Source organism: Kitasatospora sp. MY 5-36 (assembly GCF_001182915.1).
Taxonomy (GTDB): Bacteria; Actinomycetota; Actinomycetes; order Streptomycetales; family Streptomycetaceae; genus Kitasatospora.
Map to the genome: position 1 here is coordinate 1 of NZ_LFVW01000296.1, position 11,544 is coordinate 11,544.

Sequence of the window (11,544 nt, forward strand, 5' to 3'; positions counted from 1 at the left end):
TAGCCCGCGACGGCCGCGACGACGGGCTTGCGCAGGGCGCCGAAGCGGTCCCAGGCGGCGAACCAGTCGCCGAGGTAGGCGTCGACGAAGTCGAGCGACTGCATCTCCTTGATGTCGGCGCCGGCCGCGAAGGCCTTCTCCGAGCCGGTGACCACCAGGCAGCCGATCTCCGGGTCCCGGTCGAACTCCGTTGCCGCCGCGACGACTTCGTTCATCAGCCGGGTGTTGAGCGCGTTGAGCGCCTTCGGCCGGTCGAGTGTGATCAGCCCGACCCGGCCCTTGCGCTCGACCAGGATCGTCCCGTACGTCATGCGGCGCCCTCCCGGAGGGTGGTGATGATGGCGGAGAAGTCCAGCCCGGCGCCCTCGTCCTGAGCGAAGGCGGCGTACAACTCGGCGGCCCGTCGGCCCAGTTCGGCCGGGACGGCGGAGGCGGTGGCGGCGTCGGCGGCCAGTCCGAGGTCCTTGGCCATCAGGGTGGCCGCGAATCCGGCCGCATAGTCGCGGTTGGCGGGGCTGGCCGGGACGGGGCCGGGGACGGGACAGTTGGCGGTGAGCGCCCAGCACTGGCCGGAGGCGGTGGAGGCCACGTCGAACAGGGCCTGGTGGCTGAGCCCGAGGCTCTCCCCGAGGACGAAAGCCTCGCTGACCGCGATCATGGAGACGCCGAGGATCATGTTGTTGCAGATCTTCGCCGCCTGGCCGGCGCCGGACCCTCCGCAGTGGACGACCCGCCGGCCCATCGCCGCCAGCAGCGGCTCGGCATCAGCGAAGTCGGCGGCGTCCGCGCCGACCATGAAGGTCAGGCCGGCCGCCTCGGCGCCGGCCACGCCGCCGGAGACCGGTGCGTCGACGGCCCGGTGCCCGGCGACCCGGGCGAGGTCGGCGGCCACCCGGGCGTCCCCGACCGCGATGGTGGAGCAGTCCACGAACAGCGCGCCGCTCGGCGCCGCCGCCGTCAACTCACCGTAGGCGTCGAGGACATGGCGTCCGGCCGGGAGCATGGTGACGACCGTCCCGGCCGCCGCCACCGCCTGCGCCGCCGAGGCGGCCACGGCGACGCCGTTCCCGGCGGCGCGCTCCCGGGCGTCCGGGGCCAGGTCGTAGCCGGTCACCCGGTGTCCGGCCTTGACGAGGTTGGCGGCCATCGGGCCGCCCATGTTGCCGAGTCCGATGAATCCGATCGTCTGGGTCACCAGCGCTCCAGGGGTGTGGTGGCGGCGAGGCCGAGTTCACGGTCGCCGAGCGGGGCGAAGTAGCGGTCCACGGCGGCGGGTTCGACGGCGCTCAGGGTCGCCGGGCTCCACCGCGGGGTGCGGTCCTTGTCGATCACCTGGGCCCGGATGCCCTCGGCGAGGTCCGGCGTGGCGAGCGCCGCGCAGGAGGTCCGGTACTCCTGGTCGAGGACGGCCTCCAGCGGGCCCAGTGCCCGGGCCCGGCGCAGGGCCGCGAGCGTCGCCTTCACGGCGGTCGGGGAGTTGGCGGCGATCCGGTCGGCGGCCTTCTTGGCCTCGGGTTCGCCGCTCTCCCGCAGCCGGTCGAGGATCTCCTCCACGGTGCCGGCCGCGTAGCAGTGGTCGATCCATCCGCGCTGGCCGTCCAGCACGCCGGCCGGCGCGGGCCCGACGTTCCGTTCCAGCGCGTCGTGGACGGGCAGTTCGGCCAGGTCGTCCAGCAGTGCGGGCAGCCGCTCGGCGGGCACGAAGTGGTCGGCGAGCCCGCACAGCAACGCGTCCCCGGCGCCGACGGATCCCGCGGTCAGGGCGAGGTGGGTGCCCGACTCCCCCGGCGCGAGGGCGAGCAGGTAGGTGCCGCCGACGTCGGGGACGAAGCCGATGCCGGCCTCCGGCAGGGCGACCCCGGTGGTCTCCGTGACGATCCGGACGCTGCCGTGGGCGGAGACGCCGACGCCGCCGCCCATCACGATGCCGTTCATCACGGCGACGTAGGGCTTCGGGTAGCGGGCGATCCGGGCGTTGAGGCGGTACTCGTCGCGCCAGAACTCCTCGACGGCACCCGGGTCGCCGCCGGTGGCGGCGCGGTGGATGGCGACGATGTCGCCGCCCGCGCAGAAGGCCCGCTCGCCGGCGCCGGTGATCACGACGGTCTCCACGTCGCCGTCCCGCTCCCACGCGTCCAGTGCGGCGGAGATCCTCCGCACCATGCCGTGGGTGAGGGCGTTCAGGGCCGCCGGGCGGTTGAGGACGATCAGACCCGCCCGACCCTCGCGCTGGACGAGGACCTCATCCGTACCCATCACGCGGCCCCGGTCAGGCCGCGGGCGACGATGACGCGCATGATCTCGTTGGTCCCTTCCAGGATCTGGTGCACCCGCAGGTCGCGGACGATCTTCTCGATGCCGTACTCGGCCAGGTAGCCGTAGCCGCCGTGGAGTTGGAGCGCCTGGTTGGCCACCTCGAAGCCGGTGTCGGTGGCGTGGCGCTTGGCCATCGCGCACAGCTCCGGCGCCCGGGGGTCGCCCCGGTCCAGCGCGGCGGCAGCCCGCCAGAGCAGCGAGCGGGCCGCCTCCAGCTCCGTGGCCATGTCGGCGAGCCGGAACCGCAGCGCCTGGGCGTGCAGCAGCGCGGCCCCGAACGCCTCCCGGTCGGCCAGGTGCCGGGTGGCCCGCTCCAGGGCGTCCTGCGCACCGCCGACGGAGCAGGCGGCGATGCCGAGCCGGCCGCCGTTCAGCCCGTTCATGGCGATCCGGAAGCCCTCGCCCTCCCCGCCGAGCAGGCGGTCGGCCGGGAGCCGGACGCCGTCCAGCAGCACCTGCCGGGTCGGCTGGGCGTTCCAGCCCATCTTCTTCTCGTTCGGTCCGAAGGAGACGCCGGGGTCGTCCCGCTCCACCAGGAACGCGGAGACGCCCCGGGCCCCCGGTCCGCCGGTGCGGGCCATCACCACGTACACCTGCGAGGTGCCGGCGCCCGAGACGAACTGCTTGACGCCGTCCAGGACCCAGTGGTCCCCGCGCCGGCGGGCCCGGGTGGCCAGCGCGGCGGCGTCCGAGCCCGCGCCCGGCTCGGTGAGGCAGTAGCTGCCGAGCAGCTCCGTCGAGCAGAGCCCGGGCAGCAGCCGGGCGCGCTGGGCGGGGCTGCCGTAGCGGTCGATCATCCAGGCGACCATGTTGTGGATCGACAGGTAGCCGGCGATGGACGGGCAGCCGGTCGCCAGCGCCTCGAAGACGAGCACGCCGTCCTGGCGGCCGAGCTCCGAGCCGCCCGCCTCCTCCCGCACGTAGACGCCGCCGAGGCCCAGGTCGGCGGCCTTGCGCAGGACGTCGACCGGGAAGTGCTTGGCCTGGTCCCACGCGACGGCGTACGGGGCGAGGTGCTCGCGGGCGAAGTCCCGGGTGGTCGCGACGATGGCGAGCTGGTCGTCGGTCAGATGGGTGTGCACGGCGCGCCTCAGCCCATCGTCGGGATGGTGAAGCTCGCGCCCTCCTTGGCCCCGGAGGGCCAGCGCGAGGTGACGGTGCGGGTGCGGGTGTAGAAGCGGATCGAGTCCGGCCCGTGCTGGTTGAGGTCGCCGAACGCGGAGCGCTTCCAGCCGCCGAAGGTGTGGTAGGCGATCGGCACCGGGATCGGCACGTTGACCCCGACCATGCCGGTGTTCACCCGCCGGGCGAAGTCCCGGGCGGTGTCGCCGTCCCGGGTGTAGATGGCCACCCCGTTGCCGAACTCGTGCTCGCTGGGCAGCCGCAGCGCCTCCTCGTAGTCGGCGGCACGCACCACGGTGAGCACCGGCCCGAAGATCTCCTCCCGGTAGATCCGCATGCCGGGCGTGACCCGGTCGAACAGCGAGGCGCCGAGGAAGTAGCCGTCCTCGTGCCCCGCCAGCCGGAAGTCCCGTCCGTCGACGACGAGTTCGGCGCCCTCCTCGACCCCGAGGTCCAGGTAGCCGCGCACCCGCGCCAGCGCGTCGGCGCCGACCAGCGGGCCGAAGTCCGCCGCCGGGTCGTCCGAGCGCCCGACCTTGAGCGCGCCGATCCGCTCGACCAGCTTCGCCACCAGGGCGTCCGCCGTCGCCTCCCCCACCGGGACGGCCACCGAGATCGCCATGCAGCGCTCCCCGGCCGAGCCGTACCCGGCGCCGATCAGCGCGTCCGCCGCCTGGTCGAGGTCGGCGTCCGGCATCACGATCAGGTGGTTCTTGGCCCCGCCGAAGCACTGCGCCCGCTTCCCGTGCGCGGCGGCGGTGGCGTACACGTACTGGGCGACCGGCGTGGAGCCGACGAAGCCGAGCGCCTGGACGCGCGGGTCCTCCAGCAAGGTGTCCACGGCCTCCTTGTCGCCGTTGACGACGTTGAGCACGCCCGGCGGCAGCCCGGCCTCCAGGAACAGCTCGGCCAGCCGCAGCGGCACCGAGGGGTCGCGCTCCGAGGGCTTGAGCACGAAGGCGTTTCCGCAGGCCAGCGCGGGCGCGGCCTTCCAGAGCGGGATCATCGCCGGGAAGTTGAACGGCGTGATGCCCGCGACCACGCCGAGCGGCTGGCGCATCGAGTACACGTCGATGCCCGTCCCGGCGTTGTCGCTGAACTCGCCCTTCAGCAGGTGCGGGATGCCGGCGGCGAACTCCACGACCTCCAGGCCGCGTTGGATGTCGCCGTGGGCGTCGGCCACGGTCTTGCCGTGCTCGGCGGAGAGCAGCCGGGCCAGCTCGTCCTTCTCCTGCTCGACGAGTTGGAGGAAGCGCAGCAGGACGCGGGCCCGCCGCTGCGGGTTCCAGGCGGCCCACGCGGGCTGGGCCTGCTCGGCGTCGGCGATCACCGCCTCGACCTCGGCGCGGCTCGCCAGGGGCACCCGGGCCTGCACCCGGCCGGTGTTGGGGTCGTACACGTCGCCGAAGCGGCCGGAGGTGCCGGCGGTGGGCTTGCCGGCGATGAAGTGGGTCAGTTCTCGGACCATCGGTTCCTACTCTCGACAGGGGTGGGGAGAGGAGGAATGGAGGCCGCCGCCGGTCGGCGGGCGCACGGTGGCGCGCCCCTCGGCACGGGCGTACGGCGGTGTGACGGTACGTCAGGACGCTGGCGCCCCGGCGGCCGTCGGCACGGGACAGCCGGGCGCGATGGAACGGGAGCAGCCCGGAGTCATGTGTGTCGTCTCCATCCTCGTGGAAAACACGAACCACCCGCGGCCGGTATCCTGACTCCCGGATCACCGCACGCCCTCAGGCCTTCCCGGCTGGCTGCCAGTGGCCGTCATCTGCGAGGACGGACTCCCCGGTCACAGTGGCGGGACCGTGCCGGACTCACACCGGCTTCCCTGACACCGCGGACCTGCCGTCGACCATATAGTTGGACGTCCTAGTAAGTCCAGGGGTACGCGCCCGCGCCGCGCCACCGGAGTGCCGCTCACCCCCGTCCACCTGCCCGGACACGCCGGGAGCCGGCCCCGAGGGACCGGCTCCGAGGGCCGACTCCGAGAGCCGGCTCCGATGACCGCCGCTCAGCGGCCGGTGGTGACGACCATCCGGAAGCGGGCCCGGTTGGCCGCCATCTTCTCCACCGCCGCCGCGGTCCGCTCCAGCGGCACCTCCTCGACCCAGGCCCTCACCCCCGTCTGCGCCGCGAAGCGCAGCGTGTCCTGGGTGTCGACCGCGATGCCCGAGGAGTGCGCGTAGACCTTCCGGTCGCCCTGGATCAACTGCAGGGCGCTCAGCTCCAGCGGCTCCGCCGGGAGTCCGACCATGACGAGCTCGCCCCGGCGGGTGATCCCGTCGATCGTCGCCACCACGGCGGGCGCGTTGGTGACGGTGGACAGGACCACCTTCGCACCCCCCAACTGCCGTAGGGCCTCGGCGACATCGCCCGCGGTGCTGTCGATGTAGTGGGCGGCGCCGAGCCGGAGCGCGAGCGGCCCCTTCTCCTGGCCGCGGGCGATGGCGACGGTGCGGAAGCCCATCTTCTCGGCGAACTGGACGCCCAGGTGGCCGAGTCCGCCGATCCCCAGGATGGCGACGGTGTCCCCGGGCCGTGCGGCGGAGCGGCGCAGGGCGTTGAAGACCGTCACCCCCGCGCAGGCCAGCGGCGCCGCCTCGACCGCGGTGAGCTCGTCCGGGACCGCCGCCAGGGCCACGGCCGGGACGACGACGGAGTCGGCGAACCCGCCCGGATAGGCGACGCCCGGGATCTCGGCCCGCGCGCAGTGCAGGCCGTCGCCCGCCCGGCACGCGTCGCAGTGCCCGCAGCTGCCGCCGTACCAGCCGACCGCGACCCGGTCGCCGACCCGCCAGCCCTCCACGCCCTCGCCGAGGGCGTCGACGCGGCCGGCGATCTCGTGCCCCGGGGTGATCGGGAAGGTGCTGCCGGGCAGCAGGCCGCCGGCGATGAGCAGGTCGGAGTGGCAGACCCCGCACGCCTCCACGGTGATCCGCACGGCTCCCGGGCCGGGCTCCCGCGAGGGGACCTCGACCAGCTCGGGGGCCGCACCCGGCCCCGCGACCTGGACGGCGCGCAGCGCGGCGGCCGAGCCGCTGGGGGAGGTGGTCATGAGCGATCCCTTCGCCGGGTGATGTGCCCCGGAGCCCCAGGTGACCGCACCGATCGTCCTGTTCCGGGCGCGCCTTTCGAGACGGATCGAAATGTCTCGAAAGAACTCGGAAGAAAAAGGTGGAGATAGGAATCGAACCCATCTGAACGGCCCTGCAAGCCGCCGCCTAGCCACTCGGCCACTCCACCCCGACAACGATGGAAACATTACACGCACATGAACACGGACCCTGACCAGAATTCCCCGGGAACGGCGATGTTTCACCCCATGGGACTCTTAGTGCGTCTAGTGTTATTTCTTTCGACATGGCGCCGGTAGGGTCCGACGAGCCAGCGCGTAAAAGACCGGGTGCGCTAGCCTGTGCCGATATCTCCGACCCGATGGGATTTCACTGATGGCCGTTGAGGAATCACGGTTCACCCATACCGCGGAGCCGCTCTGCGGAACCGCCGCGAACCGATGCCAGTACAAGAACCTGCCCCTGCGCGACCTTCCCCCACTCGGCGTCGTACGCCGCGCCAGGATCGCCCGCGAGGGCCTGCGCGAGCGCCGCGCCGACGTTCCGGCGCCCGGCCGGCCCTCCCGGTTCGCCGAGGGGGACTGGGTCCGGGTGAAGGACGAGGCCGCGGTGCGCGCCACCCTCGACGCCAAGGACCGCCACCGCGGCCTGTGGTTCACCGGCAGCCAGTGGTCGTTCTGCGGCGGCGTCTACCAGGTCGAGCGCATCGTGCGCCGCATGATCGACGACCACTACCGGGTGCGGCGCCTGTCGGGCACCGTCGCCCTGGCCGGCGCCACCTGCCACGGCGCCGACGGCGCCCAGGGCTGCGGGCTGGACTGCGCCCTGCTGTTCCGCGACGAATGGCTGGAGCCCGCGCCCGCGCCGGTCCCCGCCCCCCGGCCCGTCGCCCTGTGGGCGACCGTACGCGACCTCGCGGAGATCCGCGCGACCCTCGACCCCGACGGGCGCCTGCACGGCGTCCCCTTCCAGCCGGGGATGGAACACCACACCGGCACCCGTCACAGCGCCGTCGAACTGCGCCATCGGTCCCTCGCCTGGTGGCAACACCCCACCGGGGGGCGCTGGTTCATCCTCGACGGCCTGCGCTGCGGTGGCGAGCCGCTCGCCACCGGCTGCGACCGGCGGTGCGCCCTGCTCTGGCACGAGTCCTGGCTGCACCTGGAGCCGGCCGCCACCGCCCCCTGAGCGACCGTCAGCGCAACCAGCGGTCGCGCACCAGCTTCGCGGTCAGGTGCAGCGGCCCGTCCCGGTCGCCGACGTAACATCGGGGAAGCGCGAACTCCCCGCCGTGGACACCGGGGCTGACCGCGCACCCGTACCCGTACCCGGTGTGCGCCACCGCCTCCACGGCGGCGCCGTCGAGCGAACCGTACGGGTAGCAGAACCCCTCGACCGACCGGCCCGTGAGGTCCTCCAGCACGTGGCGGCTGTCGGCGACCTGGGCCGCCAGATCCCGCGCCCCCAGGCCCGCCAGCCGCCGGTGCGTCAGCCCGTGCGAGCCGATCTCCACCCCCTCGGCGGCGGCCTCGCGGACCTGGGCCGCCGTCATCAGCGGCTTGCGCGGGCCCTGCTCGTCCCAGTCGTTGTACCCGCCGAGCCGGCCGGCCACCACGTAGACCGTCGCCGTGAAGTCGTACTCCGCAAGTGCGGGCAGGGCCTCCTCCACGAAGTCGCGGTATCCGTCGTCGAAGCTGAGCCCCACCTTTCCCGCGGCGGTTCCGTTCCGGTGGGAACGCATCAGCTCGCCCACCGACACCCCGCGCAGTCCGCGCGCGGACAGCCAGCGCAGCTGGCGGCGGAATCGCGCGGGGTCGACGGTGATCAGATAGGGATCCTCGGTCGCCGACGTCACCGAGTGGTACATCAACGTCCACGGGAGACGCGCCGCATCCAGGGCGAGCGCGCTTTCCGAACTATTGCGTGGTCGAACGAGTCGCATGTTCCGCTCCTGCCGTCCAGTGGCCCCGTCCGTTCAGGTGGCCCTCGGAGAAATTGCATTCTGGCAGCGCCGGGCCCGGCTTCCATTCGCGCCAGGCGACTCCGTACCATTTCACCCGGTTGCCGGAGCGGAATTCGGCGGGGCCCGCCCGGGCCGGGCCGGGGCGGCGGACGGTCAGCGGTGGTTGACGATGACGTAGATGCCCCAGCCGATCGCCGCGAGCACCAGCGCGAAAATGAGTCCGGCCAGGGTGGAGCCGACCGGGCCGGCGGTGGGCCGGACGGCCGCCGCCTCGTCGGCCGGGCCGGACGGCGCGGACGGGTCCGACGGGCCGGACGGACCGGACGGGTTGAGCAGGCGCAGGCCGAGGGCGAACAGCGCGGGCAGGCCGGCGCCGGTGACCAGGCCCACCACGACGATCTTCCACACCGCGTCCAGGTTGACCCAGGAGTTCACGACCTCACCTCGTCCTTGACGGGCTCCGGGGCCACCGAACCGGTCCACGCGGCGTTGACGTTCTCCGGCGTCACGGCCGGGTAGCGGGAGGCGGCGAAGAAGGCGACCGACGCCAGCACCAGCACGATGAAGATCACCGCCACCCCGGTCGTCCCGCCGATCCCGTTCGCGGTCCAGTAGGCCACCGCGCCGACCCCCGCCGCGGCCGGCAGGGTGAGCAGCCAGGCCGCCACCATCCGGCGGGCGAGCTGCCAGCGCACCACGGCACCGCTCCGCCCGATCCCCGAGCCCAGGATCGACCCGGTGGCCACGTGGGTGGTGGAGAGCGAGTAGCCGAAGTCGGTGGAGCAGAGGATCACCGCGGCCGAGGCCGACTCGGCGGCCATCCCCTGCGGCGGCTCGATCTCCACCAGCCCCTTGCCCAGCGCGCGGATCACCCGCCAGCCGCCGATGTAGGTGCCCAGGGCGATCGCCAGCGCGCAGGAGACGATCACCCAGTCGGGCGCCTTCGCCCCGGCCTGCAGGGTGCCGTTGGCGATCAGGGCCAGGGTGATGGCGCCCATGGTCTTCTGCGCGTCGTTGGTGCCGTGGGCGAGCGAGACCATGGAGGCCGAGCCGATCTGGCCGAGCCGGAACCCGCGCCCGCGCGGGCCCTCGGGCACGTCCCGGGTGAGGCGGTAGACCAGGAGGGTGCCGACCACCGCCACCCCACCGGCGATGAACGGCGACAGCGCCGCGGGCACGATCACCTTGGAGACCAGCCCCTGCCACTTGACGGCCGAGGTCCCGGCCGCAGCCACCGTCGCCCCGACCACCCCGCCGATCAGCGCGTGCGAGGAGCTGGAGGGGATCCCGAGGAACCAGGTGGCCAGGTTCCACAGGATGCTGCCGGTCAGGCCGGCGCACACCACCGTCAGGGTCACCTCCCCGCTGGCGACCAGGCCGTTGGCGATGGTCGCCGCCACGGCGGTCGACAGGAACGCGCCGACCAGGTTCAGCACCGCCGAGACGCCGACCGCGACCCGCGGCGGGAGGGCGCCGGTCACGATCGAGGTCGCCATCGCGTTGCCGGTGTCGTGGAAGCCGTTGGTGAAGTCGAAGCCCAGCGCCGTGACGACCATCAGCGCCAGGACCGCGTCGTTGCCGGTCACGGACCCGAACCTAGCCCGCGTACCGGGACACGCCCGGTTCGGCGACGACCCGGCGCGCCGCGCGGCGAAGGGCCGCCATCCGGTCGGATCAACATACGGTCACGCCCCCTCGCCTGCCGGACGGACGGCTCCAGGAGCCCGATCGCATCGACGGCCTCCCCACAACCCACTCCCCCGGCGGCAGCCCGTACGGATTCCCGACCTCCGAACGGCGGGCCGTCAGCCCGTGGCCGCCGCCCGCCCGATCGGGTCGCATTCACCGGCAGCGCGGGACACCGACGGGTCGGGTACGGAAGGCTCAGGGCCTTCGAGCCCCAGGCACGCAGCACGGACACGGCCGGCCGGGGCGGCCCGAGACCGGATTGGTGGCATGACCGTTCAGGACATCCCGGACCCCCCGAGCACCGGGACCGCCCGGCGCGGCGAGTTCGCCGAACTGTACCGGCGCGTGGCGCAGGCCGGCCTGCTGCGTCGGCGCCCGCTGTACTACGCGTGCCGGAGCGCGGCACTGCTGGCCGCGCTGGCGGGGCTGCTGGCCGGGTTCACGGCGCTCGGCGCGAGCTGGTGGCAGCTCGGCCTGGCGCCGCTCTTCGCCCTCGTACTGGGCCAGTTGGCGCTGCTCGGCCACGACGTCGCGCACCGCGCGGTGTTCGCCGACCGCCGGACGACCGACCTGGTGGGCATCGTGCTGGGGAACCTGGTGGTCGGCATGAGCTACGGCTGGTGGGTCGACGACCACAACCGGCACCACGCCCACCCGAACCGCGAGGGCCAGGACCCGGCCGCCGACTCCCTCCTCTTCGCCCGGACCGCCCAACAGGCCGAGCGGACACGGGGGTTGCGGCGGTTCGTGGCACGGCACCAGGCGGCACTGTTCTTCCCGCTGCTGTCCCTCCAGGCACTCGGCCTGCTCGTCGCCACCGGCCTGACCCTCACCCGCGGCACCGTCAGGCACCCGGCGCTGGAACGCACCCTCGCCGTACTGCACTACGCCGTCGCGGCGGCCCTGACCGTCCTCGTGCTCTCCCCGCTCCAGGCGCTCGCCTTCACCGCGCTGTTCGGGGCACTGTTCGGCGTCTACCTGGGCTGCATCTTCGCCCCCAACCACAAGGGCATGCCGATGACCGGCCCCGGCGCCGAGCGCACCGACTACCTCCGGCGGCAGGTGCTGCCCTCCCGCAACCTGCGGGCCGGCCGGTTCGTCCACTTCCTCTTCGGCGGCCTCGGCCTCCAGATCGAGCACCACCTCTTCCCGGCCATGCCGGTGGCGGCGCTGCGCCCGGCCTCGCGCATCGTGCGCGCCTACTGCGCGGAGATCGGCGTGCCGTACGCCGAGGCGGGTCTGACCGCCTGTTTCCGGGAGATCCTGCGGGACCTGCGCGTGGTCGGCCGGTCCGTCCCGGCCCGCCCGGAGGCCGCGGCCGCGACGAAGCGCACGGCACCTGCGGAGGCCGCCCGGTGAGCGGGGTCCTGCCCGGGCCGACGG

At 73.6% G+C, this 11,544-nt stretch carries 11 protein-coding genes, 1 tRNA gene and 1 riboswitch; of the genes, 2 read left to right on the forward strand and 10 right to left on the reverse strand.

Annotated features, from left to right (window positions below; all coding sequences use genetic code 11):
* From AE652_RS20275 to AE652_RS20305, 7 genes are all read right to left on the reverse strand, one after another.
* Nucleotides 1-311: enoyl-CoA hydratase-related protein (locus AE652_RS20275; protein WP_049653552.1), on the reverse strand; the 311-nt coding region annotated here is incomplete at its 3' end.
* Nucleotides 308-1,195, reverse strand: coding sequence for a 3-hydroxyisobutyrate dehydrogenase (gene mmsB / locus AE652_RS20280; protein ID WP_049653554.1), 888 nt, complete (start codon nucleotides 1,193-1,195; stop codon nucleotides 308-310). The genes mmsB and AE652_RS20275, both read right to left, overlap by 4 nt.
* Entirely contained in the window at nucleotides 1,192-2,256 is a 1,065-nt protein-coding gene (locus AE652_RS20285; protein WP_049653555.1) for an enoyl-CoA hydratase/isomerase family protein, read from the reverse strand. The genes mmsB and AE652_RS20285 overlap by 4 nt, the downstream gene beginning before the upstream one ends.
* On the reverse strand, nucleotides 2,256-3,398 hold the full coding sequence (locus tag AE652_RS20290; RefSeq protein ID WP_049653557.1) for an acyl-CoA dehydrogenase family protein: 1,143 nt from the start codon (nucleotides 3,396-3,398) through the stop codon (nucleotides 2,256-2,258). The genes AE652_RS20285 and AE652_RS20290 overlap by 1 nt, the downstream gene beginning before the upstream one ends.
* A gap of 8 nt (nucleotides 3,399-3,406) precedes the next feature.
* The gene (locus AE652_RS20295; protein WP_049653559.1) at nucleotides 3,407-4,906 is read right to left on the reverse strand and encodes a CoA-acylating methylmalonate-semialdehyde dehydrogenase; all 1,500 of its coding nucleotides are present in this window, start codon (nucleotides 4,904-4,906) and stop codon (nucleotides 3,407-3,409) included.
* A gap of 209 nt (nucleotides 4,907-5,115) precedes the next feature.
* Nucleotides 5,116-5,307: riboswitch (cobalamin riboswitch) on the reverse strand.
* A 139-nt stretch (nucleotides 5,308-5,446) separates the two neighbouring features.
* Nucleotides 5,447-6,490: an alcohol dehydrogenase catalytic domain-containing protein gene (locus tag AE652_RS20300; protein ID WP_049653560.1), complete on the reverse strand. Its 1,044-nt coding sequence runs from the start codon at nucleotides 6,488-6,490 to the stop codon at nucleotides 5,447-5,449.
* Between the two features lie 117 nt (nucleotides 6,491-6,607).
* Nucleotides 6,608-6,678 (reverse strand) — tRNA-Cys (locus tag AE652_RS20305).
* 206 nt (nucleotides 6,679-6,884) lie between these two features.
* Between AE652_RS20305 and AE652_RS20310 the strand changes: the two genes are divergently transcribed.
* Nucleotides 6,885-7,697 carry a hypothetical protein gene (locus AE652_RS20310; protein ID WP_049653562.1) on the forward strand — a complete coding sequence of 271 codons (813 nt, stop codon included), beginning with the start codon at nucleotides 6,885-6,887 and terminating at the stop codon, nucleotides 7,695-7,697.
* 7 nt (nucleotides 7,698-7,704) lie between these two features.
* Here AE652_RS20310 and AE652_RS20315 read toward each other — a convergent pair whose 3' ends face one another.
* The 3 genes from AE652_RS20315 to AE652_RS20325 all read right to left on the reverse strand — a co-directional run bounded on the left by AE652_RS20315 (nucleotide 7,705) and on the right by AE652_RS20325 (nucleotide 10,058).
* Complete coding sequence (locus AE652_RS20315) at nucleotides 7,705-8,376, reverse strand: polysaccharide deacetylase family protein (protein ID WP_199823118.1); 672 nt, start codon at nucleotides 8,374-8,376, stop codon at nucleotides 7,705-7,707.
* A 249-nt stretch (nucleotides 8,377-8,625) separates the two neighbouring features.
* Entirely contained in the window at nucleotides 8,626-8,907 is a 282-nt protein-coding gene (locus tag AE652_RS20320) for a hypothetical protein (protein ID WP_049653563.1), read from the reverse strand.
* Nucleotides 8,904-10,058 (reverse strand): inorganic phosphate transporter, encoded by a 1,155-nt coding sequence (locus tag AE652_RS20325; protein ID WP_234348455.1) that lies wholly within the window; start codon nucleotides 10,056-10,058, stop codon nucleotides 8,904-8,906. Before AE652_RS20325 ends, AE652_RS20320 begins: the two co-directional genes overlap by 4 nt.
* A gap of 370 nt (nucleotides 10,059-10,428) precedes the next feature.
* Between AE652_RS20325 and AE652_RS20330 the strand changes: the two genes are divergently transcribed.
* Nucleotides 10,429-11,520, forward strand: coding sequence for an acyl-CoA desaturase (locus tag AE652_RS20330; RefSeq protein WP_049653565.1), 1,092 nt, complete (start codon nucleotides 10,429-10,431; stop codon nucleotides 11,518-11,520).
* Nucleotides 11,521-11,544: the final 24 nt, after the last annotated feature.

Coding starts and splice junctions, on each gene's coding strand:
- AE652_RS20285 (WP_049653555.1), bottom strand. CDS start 2,256: ATGGGTACGGATGAGGTCCTCGTCCAGCGCGAGGGTCGGGCGGGTCTG.
- AE652_RS20295 (WP_049653559.1), bottom strand. CDS start 4,906: ATGGTCCGAGAACTGACCCACTTCATCGCCGGCAAGCCCACCGCCGGC.
- AE652_RS20300 (WP_049653560.1), bottom strand. CDS start 6,490: ATGACCACCTCCCCCAGCGGCTCGGCCGCCGCGCTGCGCGCCGTCCAG.
- AE652_RS20310 (WP_049653562.1), top strand. CDS start 6,885: ATGGCCGTTGAGGAATCACGGTTCACCCATACCGCGGAGCCGCTCTGC.
- AE652_RS20315 (WP_199823118.1), bottom strand. CDS start 8,376: ATGTACCACTCGGTGACGTCGGCGACCGAGGATCCCTATCTGATCACC.
- AE652_RS20330 (WP_049653565.1), top strand. CDS start 10,429: ATGACCGTTCAGGACATCCCGGACCCCCCGAGCACCGGGACCGCCCGG.